Origin of the sequence: Deferribacter autotrophicus, from assembly GCF_008362905.1 — a bacterium.
Lineage (GTDB): Bacteria > Chrysiogenota > Deferribacteres > Deferribacterales > Deferribacteraceae > Deferribacter > Deferribacter autotrophicus.
Window position 1 is genome coordinate 315897 of sequence record NZ_VFJB01000004.1, and the last position, 17304, is coordinate 333200.

General features: G+C 33.7%; 15 protein-coding genes. 4 read left to right on the forward strand and 11 right to left on the reverse strand.

What is annotated here, in order from left to right:
* Positions 1–2 precede the first annotated feature (2 nt).
* From rimO to FHQ18_RS05735, 10 genes are all read right to left on the reverse strand, one after another.
* Positions 3–1310 carry a 30S ribosomal protein S12 methylthiotransferase RimO gene (gene rimO, locus FHQ18_RS05690; protein WP_149266198.1) on the reverse strand — a complete coding sequence of 436 codons (1308 nt, stop codon included), beginning with the start codon at positions 1308–1310 and terminating at the stop codon, positions 3–5.
* A gap of 1 nt (position 1311) precedes the next feature.
* Positions 1312–2226, reverse strand: a complete 915-nt coding sequence (locus tag FHQ18_RS05695) for a bifunctional riboflavin kinase/FAD synthetase (RefSeq protein WP_149266199.1) — start codon at positions 2224–2226, stop codon at positions 1312–1314.
* Between the two features lie 289 nt (positions 2227–2515).
* Positions 2516–2815, reverse strand: coding sequence for a hypothetical protein (locus FHQ18_RS05700; protein WP_149266200.1), 300 nt, complete (start codon positions 2813–2815; stop codon positions 2516–2518).
* A gap of 64 nt (positions 2816–2879) precedes the next feature.
* A complete protein-coding gene (gatA, locus tag FHQ18_RS05705; protein ID WP_149266201.1) occupies positions 2880–4334 on the reverse strand; it encodes an Asp-tRNA(Asn)/Glu-tRNA(Gln) amidotransferase subunit GatA in 1455 nt (484 codons plus the stop codon).
* Positions 4335–4345: 11 nt separating this feature from the next.
* A complete protein-coding gene (gatC, locus tag FHQ18_RS05710; RefSeq protein ID WP_149266202.1) occupies positions 4346–4642 on the reverse strand; it encodes an Asp-tRNA(Asn)/Glu-tRNA(Gln) amidotransferase subunit GatC in 297 nt (98 codons plus the stop codon).
* 77 nt (positions 4643–4719) lie between these two features.
* Positions 4720–6765, reverse strand: coding sequence for an ATP-dependent helicase (locus FHQ18_RS05715; RefSeq protein ID WP_149266203.1), 2046 nt, complete (start codon positions 6763–6765; stop codon positions 4720–4722).
* Positions 6762–8501 (reverse strand): chloride channel protein, encoded by a 1740-nt coding sequence (locus tag FHQ18_RS05720; protein ID WP_149266204.1) that lies wholly within the window; start codon positions 8499–8501, stop codon positions 6762–6764. Before FHQ18_RS05720 ends, FHQ18_RS05715 begins: the two co-directional genes overlap by 4 nt.
* A 2-nt stretch (positions 8502–8503) precedes the next feature.
* Positions 8504–10318, reverse strand: a complete 1815-nt coding sequence (gene glmS / locus FHQ18_RS05725; RefSeq protein ID WP_149266205.1) for a glutamine--fructose-6-phosphate transaminase (isomerizing) — start codon at positions 10316–10318, stop codon at positions 8504–8506.
* A gap of 1 nt (position 10319) precedes the next feature.
* Positions 10320–11684 carry a bifunctional UDP-N-acetylglucosamine diphosphorylase/glucosamine-1-phosphate N-acetyltransferase GlmU gene (glmU, locus tag FHQ18_RS05730; RefSeq protein ID WP_149266206.1) on the reverse strand — a complete coding sequence of 455 codons (1365 nt, stop codon included), beginning with the start codon at positions 11682–11684 and terminating at the stop codon, positions 10320–10322.
* Between the two features lie 96 nt (positions 11685–11780).
* A complete protein-coding gene (locus FHQ18_RS05735; RefSeq protein WP_149266207.1) occupies positions 11781–13040 on the reverse strand; it encodes a hypothetical protein in 1260 nt (419 codons plus the stop codon).
* 231 nt (positions 13041–13271) lie between these two features.
* Here FHQ18_RS05735 and FHQ18_RS05740 point away from each other — a divergent pair, with 231 nt between their 5' ends.
* The 4 genes from FHQ18_RS05740 to FHQ18_RS05755 all read left to right on the forward strand — a co-directional run bounded on the left by FHQ18_RS05740 (position 13272) and on the right by FHQ18_RS05755 (position 17028).
* Positions 13272–14909 carry a methyl-accepting chemotaxis protein gene (locus tag FHQ18_RS05740; RefSeq protein ID WP_149266208.1) on the forward strand — a complete coding sequence of 546 codons (1638 nt, stop codon included), beginning with the start codon at positions 13272–13274 and terminating at the stop codon, positions 14907–14909.
* 336 nt (positions 14910–15245) lie between these two features.
* The gene (gene hisF / locus FHQ18_RS05745; protein ID WP_149266209.1) at positions 15246–16007 is read left to right on the forward strand and encodes an imidazole glycerol phosphate synthase subunit HisF; all 762 of its coding nucleotides are present in this window, start codon (positions 15246–15248) and stop codon (positions 16005–16007) included.
* Positions 16008–16024: 17 nt separating this feature from the next.
* Positions 16025–16309: a phosphoribosyl-ATP diphosphatase gene (gene hisE, locus FHQ18_RS05750; RefSeq protein WP_149266210.1), complete on the forward strand. Its 285-nt coding sequence runs from the start codon at positions 16025–16027 to the stop codon at positions 16307–16309.
* On the forward strand, positions 16306–17028 hold the full coding sequence (locus FHQ18_RS05755; RefSeq protein WP_149266211.1) for a DUF364 domain-containing protein: 723 nt from the start codon (positions 16306–16308) through the stop codon (positions 17026–17028). The genes hisE and FHQ18_RS05755 overlap by 4 nt, the downstream gene beginning before the upstream one ends.
* Here the strand turns inward: FHQ18_RS05755 and FHQ18_RS05760 are convergent.
* A complete protein-coding gene (locus FHQ18_RS05760; protein WP_149266212.1) occupies positions 17025–17303 on the reverse strand; it encodes an RNA-binding S4 domain-containing protein in 279 nt (92 codons plus the stop codon). The genes FHQ18_RS05755 and FHQ18_RS05760 overlap by 4 nt on opposite strands.
* Position 17304 lies beyond the last annotated feature (1 nt).

The following is a 17304-nucleotide window of genomic DNA, read 5'->3' on the forward strand; positions in this document are numbered from 1 at the left end:
AGCTATAATTTTGACTCTATTTTACAATATAAATCAGGATACACAACCCTTTTTATCTTACAAAGGTACGGACCCATACCATCAGTGGCTTCACCATCAATAAAATAAACTTTTCCATCAATATCTGGCGTTTGAAAAAGTGCTCTTCCTTCAAGAATGAAATCAAAATCCTCATTTGCTTTCTCAGCAAAGCAGATAATTTCTCTTTTTTTAAGAGATTTTAGCCTTTCCATTGTAATCTTTTTTTGGATTTTTTGAAGCTCTCTCACCCTTCTATTTTTCTCCCGCTTACCAATTTGAGGCTCAAGCATGGAAGCCTTTACCCCATCCTCTCTGTAAAATGGAAAAAAACCTGCATAGTCAGGCTTATATTCCTCTAAAAAGTCTTTTATTTCACTCCACTCTTCTTCAGTTTCTGATGGAAACCCCACTATAAATGTTGTCCTTATAAAGGCTTCATCTGATTTTTCTCTAATTTTGGAAAAAATTGATCTGATCTTTTTTGAGTCAGATTTCCTGTTCATAAGCTTTAATATTCTATCATTAATATGCTGTACAGGTATCTCAAAGTAATTTATTACTTTTTCTAATCCCAATACCATGTCAATGAGTTCTTCATCCACACCATCAGGATTGAGATAAAGCAACCTTATATAGAAATCTCCATCAATATCATGAATTCTTCTCACAAGCTCTTTTAACTTGAATTCTCCATAAATATCCAAACCATACTTAGTGGTGTCCTGTGAAATCAAAATCAACTCTTTTATTCCCGAGCTTATAAGCTTTTTTGCTTCATCCAAGATATCTTCTATTTCTCTACTTTTCTGCGTCCCTCTTATGCTAGGAATTGTGCAATAAGAGCATCTATTAATACACCCATCTGCAACTTTCAGATAAGCATAGCTTTTAGGATTTAATATCAATCTATTTTTGGTAAAATATAGGTTCTTTTCCTTCTCGCCTTCTATTCCATCTTTTAGAAACATAAGTACAGATTTTAATTCTCCCACACCAGCATAGTAATCCACAAAAGGAAATTCTTTTTCAAATTCATCCTTATATCGCTCAACCATACAGCCTGTAACAACAATTTTTTTCCCTTTCTCTTTATAAGGTTCAAACTCTAAAATCGTTTCCACCGCCTCCATAACGGCAGGCTCAATAAAACCACAGGTATTTATAATTATCACATCTGCATCATCAGCACTATTTGTTATCTCAAAATTTTCTTCCACCATCTTACCAAGTAGCACTTCTAAATCTACCTGGTTTTTTGGACATCCAAGACTAACAGCAGCTACCTTCATATTACTTCAAAACCTCTTTAGCTAGTTTACAATCTTTTTCAATTTGACCGATTAAATCGGTAATTTTATCAAATTTTCTCTCTTTTCTCAGATATTTATAAAATTCCACTTCTATAAATTTCCCGTATATCTCTTCATTAAAATCAAAGATGTGAGTCTCCACCCTTATCTCCTCTCTATTTACAATTGTAGGTCTGATCCCTATATTTGTCACACTTTGGTAACGTTTCCCATCTATTAATGTTTTAGTAGCATAGATACCAAAAGCTGGGATCAGTTCATTATGCACTTTCAGGTTTGCAGTAGGATAACCCAAAAGTTTACCATATCCATCCCCTTTTATCACTTCCCCTTCCAATGAAAAAGCTCTCCCAAGCATTCTGTTCGCAAGATCTACATCCCCTTCAGTTAATAATTTTCTAATATTTGTACTTGATACAATAATTTCATCCACTTTTACAGGAGGTATTTTAAAAGCAGTATACCCATACCTCGATTCCAATAATTTCAAAAGCTCATAATCACCTTTTTTTTTCTTACCGAATCTGTAATCGTATCCAATTACAATGAACTTAGCTTTCAAAGTTTTTACGAGTAATTCCCTTACAAAAATTTCCGGATCCATATTCGCTATACTTTCATTAAACTCCAAATTGAAAAAATAATCTATTCCAAGCTCCTCAAATATCTTTTTCTTCTTTCTTTCGGTCATGATTAGTTTTATTTCATTATTAAAAAATTTTATGGGGTGTGGATTAAAAGTTATAACTCCACTTTTTAGATTATATTCCTTTGATAACTCTTTAACTTTTTTGACGATAGTTTGATGGCCTAAGTGAACTCCGTCAAAATTACCAATCGTAACAACTGTAGGCGCTTTGCTAAACCATTTAGATAAATCTCTAACAACTTCCATTGTATCTGGAAAATATGTTATTTGAAGATAATAATCAACATATTTTTACTTAGTTCTCACTGAAAAAGTGAGAACTAAGTATTGGTAATGAATTTCTGTTTTTAAAATAATTTTCTATCAAAAAGTTAAAGAAGAATACTTCACTTCTAAGATCATGAAATAAGGCATTTTAATATTTTTTATCCCCCAGCTATTGTAGAAATTTCAAAAAAACTGGGGGAATCTCTATGAGAAAATTAAAATAAGTCATTTATTATAAATTAGTTGCCACTTTTTCAGTGGCAACTAATTAAGCGAAACTTGCAAGAATATCTTTTTTTAATTTCTCAAGGTCATCACTGTTGATTTTAGCAAAATCAACATCTTTAAGATATTTTTCAATATCCTCTTTTTTTACATCATCCCTACCTATTTCACCAAGAATATCTGTAATAAACATCAGTTTTTTCGCTTCAGGAGAAAGGGATACTTTATCCACTGAGCTCGAAGAAGATTTCTTCGAGCTCAGTGCATCAGTTGCTTTGCCAAATTTGACCTGCCTGTTGTATGTCCTCAATATGTTATAAATATTACCAGACTCAATAGTCATCGGTTCTCACCTTTATGGTCTACTTTTATTCATTCGACCACTTTAGAAAAAACTTTAACTTTTTTTAAAGCTGAGGTATCTTTTTGTGGAAATCTGTAACCTCCTGATACTTGTAAGCAAGCCTCAATATCTTTTCTTCTTCAAAATAGCTTCCCATAAGCTGTAATCCTACAGGAAGATTATTACTGTCAAAACCACATGGGATTGATATTCCACAACCACCAAAAAGGTTTAGTGAAATGGTAAATATATCACTCAAATACATTTGTAGTGGGTCACCACTTTTCTCCCCTAACTTAAAAGCTGTGGTAGGTGATGTAGGTGTTAAAATAACATCTACCTCTTTAAATGCATTTAGAAAATCATTTTTAATGAGAGTCCTCACTTTTTGCGCTTTCAGATAATATGCATCATAATAACCTGCACTCAATACATAAGTTCCAAGCATAATTCTTCTCTTTACTTCATCGCCAAATCCTATTGACCTCGTCTTCTCATACATCCCAATAAGCCCATCAGCTTCAGCTCTAAATCCATATCTCACTCCATCATACCTTGCGAGGTTGCTTGATGCCTCTGCGGTTGCAATAATATAATAAACTGCAATGCCATATTCTGTATGTGGTAGACTTATCTCTTTAATTTCACAACCTAGTCCTTTAATAACATCTATAGCTTCTTCCACTCTCTTTTTCACATCCTCCTGCAATCCTTCACCAAAGAACTCCTTCGGAATCCCCACTTTCATCCCCTTCACATCCTCTGTAAGAGCACTCACATAATCCTTTTCTGGATAATCTGCAGAAGTTGAATCATGTTCATCATGTTTTCCAAACACACTCAAAAGAAGTGCAGCGTCTTCAGCAGAGGTGGTAATAGGCCCAATTTGATCCAAACTTGAAGCAAAAGCCACAAGACCGTACCTTGACACCCTGCCATAGGTGGGTTTTAAGCCACAAACACCACAAAGAGATGCAGGCTGTCTAATAGAACCACCTGTATCGCTTCCTAATGAAGCAGGAACAAGTCTCGCAGCCACTGAAGCAGCAGAACCACCGGATGAACCACCGGGAACTCTTTCTAAGTCCCAAGGATTTTTTGTTTTCTTATAAAAAGAGTTTTCACAGGATGATCCCATGGCAAACTCATCCATATTAAGCTTGCCTATGATAAAAAAACCTTTTTCTTTTAACATATTTACAACAGTAGCATCATATGGTGAGTCAAAATTTTCTAGAATCTTAGATGCACAAGTGGTAGGCATCCCCTTTGTAACCATATTATCTTTAATAGCTATTGGAATGCCAGCAAACTCAGGTAGAGATTCACCATTTTTTCTTTTTTCATCAATAAGTTTTGCTTCTTCGAGTACATTTTCATTGATGTATAAAAAGGATTCTACTTTCTCATCCAATGCTTTTATTCTATCAAGATAAAACTTGTTTAGCTCGTAAGCAGTAATCTCGCCTTTATCAAGAAGCGCTTTTAATTCTGTAATAGATTTATTAAGTAAATCCATCTTCTTCCTCCTTACCCTTCTATAACCCTTGGTACTTTAAAATGTCCATAATCCTTGTCAGGAGCATTTTTTAATGCTTCTTCATTGGTAAGCGAATCTTTAACCTCATCTTCCCTAAAAACATTTGTAATATCTAAGACGTGGGAAGTAGGCTCCACCTCTTCCGTGTCAAGCTCATTTAACTTATGGATATAATCAAGGATTTTATTCAACTCTGTAGTAAATTTTTCCACTTCATCCTCTTCAAACTTCAATCTTGCAAGCTTTGCAATATGTTTCACATCTTCCTTTGATATAATTTGTGACATCTTCCACCTCTTTAATGTATTTGTAAAAATTTATTATTTTCTCAAATCTTTCGCTCAGAAAAGGTCTCTTTCATAAGCTATATTAATTCTAAAAATTTTAACGCCATCTTTTTTATACCAAATTTTTCAAAAAATACATCCGCTTTTGCATCTTCACCACTGCCTTTAATGGAAATTATCATCCCCCTACCAAATTTTGAATGAAAAACCTTCTTTCCATCCTTAAATTCTTTCTCCACTCCTTTTGCAACCCTCATCTCATCAAGGAATATGGATGGCTCCATTTCTTGCCTTCTACCATAAACAATTCTGGTATCTGCATAGGTCACAAACAATCTCTTTTTAGCCCTTGTAACCCCAACATAACAGAGTCTTCTCTCCTCTTCAAGCTCAAGCTCCTCATCCATACTGCTATAAAGAGGGAACAATCCATTTTCCAATCCCACGAGAAAAACAGTATCAAATTCTAATCCCTTTGCCGAATGAATAGTCATCAATTTTATAGAGCCATCATCCATCTCATCTACCGAAGTCTGTAAAGTGGTAGAGGAAAGGAAATCACCAAGATTAGGCTCCTGCACCGTCTCCTCATAGGCCACAGCTGAGTTTATAAGCTCAGCAATATTGTTTATACGCTTATCAGCCACATACACTTCTTCAAATTGTTTTATATATTCTTCATAATTTGTCTTTTCTACAATATAAGAAATCATTTCGGATATTTTATCAAACTGATTTAATCCATCAATCAGGTCAATAAACTCAAAAAGCCTTTTTGCCACATTTTTAGATGATTCTCTGGCAACCATTTTTGCAGCATCAAAGGCAGAAACCCCTTCCTTATTCATCACACTTATTATTTTCTCAATGGTTTTATCACCGATTCCTCTCGGAGGAGTTTTTACACACCTTATAAAAGATGCCATATCATAAAAATTATTGAAAAACCTCAAATAGCTCAGAATATCTTTAATCTCTTTTCTTTGATAAAAACTTATTCCTCCAATCACCTGATAAGGTATCCCTCTCCTGTTAAGAGCCACCTCGAAGTTTCTTGACTGAGCATTTGTTCTATAAAGCACTGCAATATCTGAAAGAGACACACCTTCTTTTACAATTTTATCTATCTGTTTCACTACAAATTCAGCTTCATCACGTTCATCATAGCAACGCTTCACCTCAATCTTTGCATCAAAATTATGATGAGGCTGAAGGTTTTTACCTTTTCTAAAACTGTTATTCCTAATCAGATTATTTGCCACATATAAAATGGCTGGTGCACTCCTGTAATTTCTTTCCAGTTTTACAATTTTTACATTATCAAAATGTTTGTCAAAATTAACTATATTCCCTACTTCGGCTCCACGCCATCCATAAATGGACTGGTCATCATCTCCAACAACACAGATATTCCCTTTTCGCTCTGCTAAGATTTTCAAAAAATTAAACTGAATTGAATTTGTATCCTGAAACTCATCCACAAGTATATAATCGAAAAGATTACTGTAAAAATCCAAGATTTCCCTGTTTTCAAGAAATATTCTCAACGTCAAAGCTAACATATCATCAAAATCGATTTGTACAGATCTCTTCAATTCTGATTGATAATTTTCAAACACATCATTAAAACGATGGACAATCTCTTCTGGTTCTTTTCTGTAAACAAAATCTAAACTGTTTTTATAATTGCTGATAAGATGTAAATACATTTTGGGTGAAAACTTTTTATCATCTATACCAAGCCTCTTCACTATGTTTCTTAAAAGACTTAAACGATCATCCTGATCAATTATGGTAAAATTATTTGGTAAATCAACAATATACCCTTCCCTTCTCAAAATTCTCAACGTATTTGAATGAAACGTACCTATCCAAAGATTGAATGCATCATCCCCCACAAGGGAATATACCCTTTTTTTCATTTCATCAGCAGCTTTATTTGTAAAGGTAACTGCCATAATCCGATGGGATTCCATCTTCTGTTTTTCAATGAGATAAGCAATCTTATATGTAATTACCCGGGTTTTCCCAGTCCCTGCTCCCGATAAAACCAGGAGAGGTGAGTCTACGTAGGTTACAGCTTCTAACTGTTCATTATTTAGTTCTTTTTCAAAATCAATCATTTATTCTCCATAAACCGCGTAACAGCTTTATTGTATGCAAGAATTATATCACTTCTCCTCAGCAAACCTAAAAGTTTGAGCTTTCCATTTTCTTCTTCTACCACAGGAACAGCTCCAAGATCTTTTATCCCAAGCTTTTTCAGAGCGGTGGAAAGAGTATCCTCTGGACTTACATAAATCAACCCTTTCCTCGTGCATATTTCACCAGCCACAACGATATCCTCAAGCCCCTCTTCAAACAAAACCCCTTTAATATCATCTAATGAAAGCATTCCAACAAGATATCCTTCTCTGCTCAGAACAGGATAGTAAATATGCTTTGCATTTTTAATCCCTTCAAGAATCTCTTTAAAATGCGTATCCTCTTTAAAAGTGGTAATATCTGTAAGCATTACGTCTTTTACCTTGATTGAGCTCAAAATCTGCTCTTCTGCACCCTTATTTATTTTAATCCCCTGCTTTGTCAGTATCCAAGTAAAAATAGACTCCTTTTCCATAGCGTTTGCAGCAATATTTGCAATAATGGTAGAAAGCATCAATGGTAAAATTATCTGATAATTACCTGTAATCTCAAATATAATCAGAATAGCTGTAAGAGGTGCTCTCATAGTTGCAGCAAGCATTGCACTCATAGCCACAAGGCCATAAGCTCCACTTCCTGCTGTAACAGAAGGGAATAAATAATGAAAAACTGTACCTATAAAACCACCACTTGCCGCACCTATAAAAAGGGATGGAACAAAAAGACCGCCAGAACCTCCAGAAGCAAGAGTAAAAGAGGTTGCTATCATTTTTAAAAAAATAAGTATAAAAACAAGAAGAAACGGTGCCTTACCATAAAGTATATCATCAATGGTGTCATACCCCACACCCATTACCTCTTTAATAAACAGACCTATTATTCCAAGAAGTAATCCACCTACAGCTGGTTTTAGGAATTTTGGTATATTCATTTTCTCAAATTTTTCTTCGAAATAATAAAAAGTTTTAATGAAAATAACCCCCACAAATGCACACCACACCCCAAGAACTATATAAAACAGTAATTCTACTGGATGTTTAAGCTCATAGGGTGGAGCAAAAAATGTAACATCATTTCCTAAAAGAGCCCTTGATATCACTGTGGCAATCACTGAGGAAATAATTATAGGAGAAAAAGTCTTTATTCCAAACTCACCCAACAACACCTCTGCTGCAAACATTGCACCACCTATGGGAGCATTAAAAGTTGCAGCAAGGCCTCCTGCTGCCCCTGCAGCAATGGCACTTTTCATCCGTGCCGAAGAAAATTTGAAAATTCTACCTACTCCTGAACCAAGGGCTGCACCTATCTGAACAATGGGGCCTTCTCTACCCGCTGAGCCACCTGTTCCAAGAGTTATGGCAGATGACACTGTTTTTATCACAGCAACAGACGGTGATATGGAGCGATTTAACGCTATTACCTTAATAACATCAGGCACACCGTGCCCCTTAGCAGATTTAAAAATAAGAGCAATTATTCCCACAATCAATCCACCAATAGCTGGCACAAAAACTATTTTTAACAATGATGTTTTTTGAAGCACCTCTAAAAAATATTCTGAGTCAGAACCGTAAAAAATCCGCTGAATAAAACCAATTAGATACCTGAAAATAAAATTACCGTATCCAGCAAAAACACCAATTAACGTGGAAATTAGAATAAGATACAGATCTTCATGTTCACTAAAAAATCTTGAAATTTTTTCTCGCATTCTTACTCAACCGTCACACTTTTCGCAAGGTTTCTTGGCTGATCCACGTCAAGCCCAAGTAGATTTGCACAGTGATAGGCAAAAAGCTGAATAACAACAGAATTTAAAAAGGGTGTCAACTCATTGATGCAATGTGGCACTTCTACTACGTAATCAGACTTCCCTCTGATATCCACATCACCTTCTGTAACTGTGGATATCACAATTCCACTCCTGGCTTTAACTTCCTCCACATTGGAGAGTATTTTATCGTATACTTCTGATTTTGTCCCAAGTACAAAAACCGGCATATCTTTATCAATCAGTGCTATTGGCCCATGCTTCATCTCTCCAGCTGGATACCCCTCAGCATGAATATATGAAATCTCTTTTAGCTTCAATGCCCCCTCAAGTGCAATAGGGTAGTTGTAATGCCTTCCCAGATAAAGAAAGTTTTTATAATGTATAAAATCTCTTGCAATTTTTTCAATGTAGCTGTCATGTTTCAAAACTGCCTCTATCTTCTCAGGTAGTCTAATAAGCTCGCCTAAATAATTTTTTATTGCATCATTTGATAATTTGTTTCTTTTTTGAGCTAAGAAAAGTGCAAAGAGGAAAAGGGACACAAGCTGCGTCGTAAAAGCCTTTGTAGAAGCCACACCAATCTCAGGCCCTGCATGAGTATAAATCACTCCATCAGATTCTCTTGCAATTGTAGAACCCACCACATTACAAATAGAAACCACCTTTGCACCACTTTTTCTCGAAAGCCTCAATGCTGCTATGGTGTCTGCCGTCTCACCTGATTGAGATATGGGCAAAAGTAAGGTTTCTTCATCTATTATAGGGTTTCTGTATCTAAACTCTGACGCTATATCCACTTCTACAGGGATCTTGGCAAGATTTTCTATATAAAATTTCCCCACCAGACCTGCATGCCAGCTTGTACCACAGGCTACAATGGTAATCTTTTTTATATCCTTAATTTTTTCAAAATCTATCTCACCAAAATATATCTCACCATCTTCTAATGAATATTTCTCCCTTATTGTATCAATGATTCCCCTTGGCTGCTCATAAATCTCCTTGAGCATAAAGTGCTTGTATCCTGCCTTTTCGGCCATAACAGGATTCCAATCAACATGTCTGGCTTCCCTCTTCACCTCTTTATCATCATTAAATATTTTGATACTACCCTTTTCAAGTAGTGCCACATCCCCTTCTTCTAAAAATATAAAATCCCTTGTATAACTTAACACTGCAGGAATATCACTGGCAGCAAAGGTCTCTCCTTCTGAGATACCTATAACTAAAGGACTATCATACCTTGCCACAACTATTTTTTCAGGCTCTTTTTCACTAATAACTGCTATGGCATAGGAACCTTTTAACCTTTTAATCCCCTTTTTCACTGCTTCAAAAAGGTCACCTTCATACAAGCTATCAATAAGATGGGCTATCACCTCTGTATCTGTCTCAGACTTAAATTCATACCCTTTTTGTAATAGCTCCTCTTTCAACTGAAGATAGTTTTCAATAATCCCATTGTGAACAACTGCAATATGATTAGAAAAATGTGGATGAGCATTTTCATAAGAAGGCTTACCATGGGTTGCCCACCTTGTATGTCCTATACCTATTGATGCCGTTAGTGTTTTATCTGCCACCAGTTCCTTTAATATAGAAAGCTTACCTTTGGCTCTGTAAACCTCAATTTTATTTTTTTCAATTAATGCAATTCCAGCAGAATCGTAACCTCTATATTCTAACCTCGTAAGCCCCTCAATAAGGACATCTTTTGCACTTCTATCCCCTATAAATGCTACAATTCCACACATCTCATTTCTCCTTATTCATCTTTTTTGCTCTCCAGCGTGGCACCCACCCTTCAATGTTTCTCTGCTCAGCTCTTGTGATGGCAAGGGCATCATCCGGCACATCCTTTGTAACTGTAGAACCTGCCGCTATCAAAGCACCTTTACCAATTTTAACCGGAGCCACAAACTGCACATCACTACCCACAAATACCTCATCACCAATTACAGTCTTATGCTTTGTAAATCCATCATAATTGCAGGTAATTGTTCCACATCCCACATTTACGTTTCTACCAATTTCTGCATCCCCAAGATATGTCAAATGGCTTGCTTTAGAACCTTTACCAAAAAATATCTTCTTGGTTTCCACAAAATTACCTATTTTATTTTCCCCTTCTAATATTGTACCAGGTCTCAGATGAGCCATCGGCCCCACACTGCATTTTTTGCCAACCTTTGAATCTTCAATGAGAGTGTTATCTTTGATTTCACAATCTTCTTCAATAATACTGTTTACAATTCTAACTCCAGAATAAATTTTGCACCCTTTTTTGATAACCGTTTCCCCCTCCAAAAACACATTTGGATATATCACCACATCATTTTCGATTTTTACGGATTCATCACAGTAAAAAGTTTCCACATCCATTATGGTAACACCTTCTTTCATAAAGTTGTAAGCTCTCTGTCTCCAGATACTCTTTGAAGCACTGTAAAGGGCAACCCTATCATTAACACCTAGAAACTGATCAGAATCTTCAACCAAATATGCAAAACTGCCACTTTTTACGATATCGGTTAGATAATATTCTCCCTGAGCATTATCATTCTTTAAGTTCTCAAGGGCAGGTTTCAAATAGGCAAAATCAACCAAATAAATCCCAGTATTAACTTCGTTTACCCTCTTTTCATAATCGTTTGCATCCTTTTCTTCCACAATTTTTAAAACCTGCTTTTTCCCATCTCTTATAATTCTTCCATAACCTGTAGGATCATCCATCAATGTGGTGATTAACGCCACATCACTGTTTTTTGCTTCCTCAACAAACTGCTTTAATGTCTGAGCTTTTACAAGGGGCATATCCCCACATAAAATTAAAACCTTGCCGTCAAAATCCTCAATATTTTTAATGGCAGATTTAACCGCATCTCCAGTACCAAGCTGTTTTTCTTGAAAAACATAATTTATATTATTGTCATCAAGGTGACTCAATAAATCTTTTTGTGTATCGTTAACAACAACTACAATATCATTGCTAATCTCTTTCGCAGTGAACAATACGTAATCAATCATAGGTTTTCCAGCCACACTAAACATCACTTTGGACTTTTCAGATTTCATTCTGGTCCCTTTTCCAGCTGCCAGGATAATTACTTTGATATTCATATTTTCCTCCCGAAAGAACCTTATCAAAAAATCTCTAGCATCAGGATAGTAATTAAAACTAAACACCCTGTCAACATTTAGAGGAAAAATTTATCTTTAATATTTCTCAAAAAAATAGTAAATATCATCCCCTATTTTGCGCTTTAACATGAGATAATTTTTATCATTATTCACCATTTTAGCGAAAACTATTTCCCCAGCGTTTAAAATAAACTTTCCACATCTGTAAGGTAAATCTTCACAATTTTCAGGAATCTCATCCACAATCTTATAAATGTCTGCTGTCATATCTAGCGCTCTAATTATCCCATCCAAATCTTTTATATAAATTTTACCATCTGCTAAACACCCCTTTATTTTTAGCGGAGCCAAAATTAACGATTTTCTGTAGATTCTCTTTGAAATATCTATCTCATAGAGGGCATTTTTTAAAATCCCATAAAGTGTCCCATTATAAAAAATCAATCTTTCGTAATTATCATCCAGCAAAAATTTCTTATCATTAATAAAAAGAAATTTATCCTCAAAATAACCAATTTTACCTTTTACCAAATAGATGGTTTCACCATTTATAACTTTTTCTACTGTCTTATTTACTCCCTGCCTGCCTAAATTAAAAGTAAAAAATTTGTTATCACTCTTAAAATAAAGCTGAATCCCCTCTGGACTTTTTTGCAGATTAAAATCATTAACTTTAGTAAATTTTGCAATATCTACATAACTTCCATTATTTTTTATTTTTACAAAAAGATTTCCCTGTTTTGTCAAAACAAAAAGATAACTATCAACATTCTCTATTCTTTCAACTATTTCATTAACATCAAATAGTTTAACAACTGCTTTTGTAAAAATATTTTTTTTAAGAAGTGTGTTATTTTTTTGAAAATAAAGGTTGGTTCCATCAAAACCTATCACTTGTTCAGCTTTCATTTTTGCTATTTGCCCACATTTATCTAAATCTAAAAAATAAAAATTCTTTTCACCCTTCAACATTACAATTCGGTTGCTCACATATATATGAGCTATCCGTTCATCAGGTAAACTGAACATCTTACAATTAATACCATTTAAATTTATCAAAAAATTATCAGTTAAAATGACCCCTTTATCAAAATCTACCACATTATTTGCAAGCAACTTTTTAGGATATACTTTTTTAAACACAACAATTGAGTTCTTTATTATAGTTGATTTTGGTAAAGCTTTCTCAAATTCAGTAGGTGAATCTTCTTTAATATCTTCAATAAAAACAGTTTTAACAGGTTTATCTCTTAGCAAACGTATTGTATTCTCTTTTTGCACACAGGAGATTAAAACAAAAATGACTATAACTAAAAAACAAGTTTTAGTTTTCATACAATAAAATTAACACCAAAATAATTATTTTACACCATTTTTTTTAAACAATCTCTTTTAGGAATAAAAAATTTTATAAAATCACAAAATCTATTGGAGTAGTTTTATATCCTTTTAAAATTTTCTTAATCTATTAACTAAACTATAATTTTTATTAAGACAAAGCTTGAGAGTGATATAATAGTATAGTATATAAAACATTGTTACAATGTTTTATTGTGGGGGTTTCAAATGAACAAGTTGAAAGATTTTGTCACTTTTAAAAGCTGGGACCTGAAGAAAATGGTCGGGGTTTTGTTAATTATCATTTTATTACTTATTCTGGTAACAGTTTCAGGAACAATTTACACAGTATATGTTTTAAAGAAACAGAAAGCTGATGCTCTAATTATTAACATGGCAGGAAGACAACGTATGCTAACACAAAAAATGACTAAAGAAATGATGATATATTTAAACTATAAACGCCAAGGAAATGTAGAATTAGCCAGTAAATATGAAAAGACTTTGAAGAATACTATGCAACTATTTGATATGACATTAAATAGTCTTACATATGGCGGAAAAGTTTCAATAGATTTGAATATGAAATCGTTTGAAAAAATTCCTGGAGCATATGATGAAACCGTAAAAAAACAATTATTAACCGTAAAAGAAATCTGGAATACTTTTCATAAAAAAATAAATAATATTCTAAAGAATCATTCTGATGATGATTCATTACATTTTGTTTTAAACAACAACATTAAATTATTAACAGAAATGAACAAAGCCGTATACTTAATGCAAAAATATTCTGAAAAAAAAGTTTCTTCATTATTAGTTTTTGGTTTTATTAGTATAATTATCAGCTTAATAAATGGTTTGTTTGCATTGTATTTAGTAAGGATTATCACATCAAGAATACTCGTTTCTCGAAAATATATACATGAAATAACTAACGGAAACTTAAATTTTCAAATCGATGAAAATATTCAAGACGGAATATTGAAAGATTTGATCATAATGAAAAACAAAATATCAGGAATCATGATGTCATTGTTAAATTTAATAAATGAACTGGTTTTAACAAAAGATAAACTACAAGCAATTTCTAGTGAAACATCCACCATGATAGAAAATAATACGAATGGAATAATCAGTATAGCATCTGCAATGGAAGAAATTAGTGTTACATCAGAAGAAGTTTTAAATAATGTTAATATAGTAAATAATGTCATGAGTAACGCGACTAGTGTTACAGAAGAAGGTAAAAATAAGTTATATGAAACTGTTTCTCGTATAAACAATATTAAAAATAATACATCTGAGTTAGCTCAAACTGTGGAAGATTTGGTTTATTCATCAGATGAAATAAGTAATATTTTAAATGTAATTTATGATATAGCAGACCAAACAAACTTGCTAGCACTCAATGCAGCCATTGAAGCTGCAAGGGCAGGTGAACATGGTAGAGGCTTTGCAGTTGTTGCAGACGAAGTTAGAAAATTAGCAGAAAAAACACAAAAATCCGTGAAAGAAATCGGAAACATAATAGCTCAATTAAAAGAAAAAACGAAAACAGCACATAATAAAATGCAAATTGCTGGAGAAAGCGTTGAAGAATCAGTTAAAATTATTAACGAAACAGAGATAGCTTTTAATAAAATAGTTGATATAATTAGAGAAATTTCAGAAAAGAATAGCCTGATTAATACTTCTATAAATGAGCAAACAATAGCATTAAGTAATATCAATCAAAATGTTCAAAGTTTATCAGCCGGTACTGAACAAAGTAAAAGCATGATTCAATCTTTCATGAATATTGTTAAAAGTATAAACAACCAAGTAAATAAATTAAGTGAAATAGCTAAGGTTTTTAAAGTTTAAATCCTCTTTTTTAGATAGAGGATTTAAAGATAAGTCGACAGCAATTCTATCTGAGCTATTGCTTATAACTGTATTACATTGTAATCAAGATGCGCTTTCAGAACACCTAGCTTGCGTTTAACTGTTTATTGAAATGTTTATACAAACAAACTTCGCAATTTCTAAGCTTTACATTGAGGTGTTTGGCGAAAATGAGCGAGAAAATACCCTATACTTGTTTCTATCAAGACCTAGAAATTTTTTCATTTAAAAATGGGATGACCTCAAAACATAATTTACATTGATATTTAAGTCATCAGTTGTTATTAATAGAAAAAATATTTAATAAGGTGAATTATGCTTGCAAAAAGAATTATTCCATGCCTTGATGTTAAAGATGGCAGAGTGGTAAAAGGAACAAAATTTTTAAACCTTAGAGATGCTGGAGATCCGGTTGAAGTAGCAAAACTCTATAATGAAGAGGGTGCTGATGAAATAACCTTTCTGGATATTACAGCAAGTGCAGAAAATCGTGGTATCATTCTTGATGTGGTAGCTAAAACAGCTGAGCAGGTTTTTATCCCACTCACAGTTGGTGGCGGTGTTAGAACCATTGAAGACATTAGAAACCTTTTAAACGCAGGTGCCGATAAGGTATCAATAAATACTGCAGCAGTTAAAAACCCAGAATTTGTAAAGGAAGCTTCAGCTAAATTCGGCTCACAATGTATCGTCGTAGCGATAGATGCCAAAAGGAAAACGGACAGCTTCGGGTGGGAAGTCTATACCCATGGTGGCAGAAATCCTACAGGTATAGATGCTATTGAGTGGGCAAAAAGAATGGAAATGTACGGTGCCGGAGAGATACTTTTAACGAGCATGGATAAAGATGGTACAAAAGACGGTTATGACATTGAATTGACAGAGGCAATAGCTGAAGCTGTGGAAATACCTGTAATCGCTTCAGGCGGTGTAGGATCTCCTGAACATATTCTTGAAGGGCTTACAGTAGGTAAAGCTGACGCAGCCCTTGCCGCATCAATATTTCATTATAAAGAATACAGCATAAAAGAGGTAAAGCAGTTTTTAAAAGACAATGGTGTAACTGTTAGATTGTAAAAGGAGGATTGCAAAAAATGAATTTTGAAATTATCGAAAAATTAATAAACATTATTAAAGATAGAAAAACTAACCCAAAAGAAGGCTCGTATACCAACACATTATTATCTGCAGGAGAAAATAAAATCATAAAGAAATTGGGTGAAGAATTTGCCGAATTTTTAAAAGCATATTTAACAGAACCTGAAGATAGAGTTGTTTCTGAATTTGCTGATTTATTTTACCATTTTCTTGTTGCTTTCGAATATAAAGATATAGACTTTGCAAATGTTTTAAAAGAATTGGAGAGCAGACACAAATGAAACTACTCTCCCATATTATTTTCGAAGAAGCGGAAGAAAAATTATCAAATCTATCTGTAATTGATTACGTCTTAGGATTAAGTTACATAGGTGTAAAAACGGAAGCTGGAATAGGGATAGCCTACACCTTCAGGGCAAATATTTCATCTGGTTGTAATATACTCAATAAAAATCTTAAAGGACTAAAAGCCCTAGACCTTGCCAAACTGTTTTTTAGTGATGATCTCCTCGAATCCTCAATAGGTCTTGCGACAATAAACTCGGTTTTGAACAATGGGCAAAAAGATACCCGTGAAATTACTGAACGGTTTGATTTTAAAAATAAAAATGTAGCTATTGTAGGATATTTCAAACCGGTCATTGAAAAAATTAAAGATATTGTCAAAAATCTATATATTTTTGAACTAAAAACCTTTCCTAATATTTTACCACCCAACCTTGCAAAATTTTATCTTCCAAATTGTGATATTGTAATAATCTCAGGCACAACATTGATTAATAAAACAACGGAAGATTTCCTTTGTTACTGCTCTGATACCAGTGTAAAAATAATAATGGGACCATCCACACCACTTTCCAATGAATTGAGTAAGTTTTCAAATATTGCAGGAAGTTTCGTGAAAGATGATAACATCCTCGATGCCATATCAAAAGGCGCCGGTATGAAAGGGATAAAACCTTACATAGAAAAACGATGGCTCACTAAATCAAATATTTAAAAATCATCCACATTTTTTACTTCATAGGATAAAACTTCTATATATTCATCAATATTTTTTTTAGGAATACTCCCTTTAGTCTCAGGCACCTTCAATACCTTTATTTCTTTCTTATAATTCCACATATCAAGAGTAATCAAATCCCCCTCTTTAATTTTCGTAGAAGGTTTTGCTTTTCGACCGTTTACATAGATAAAACCTTCATCAGCAGCTTCGTTTGCCACACTTCTGCGTTTAATAAGCATGCAAACTTTCAAAAATTTATCAAGTCTCATA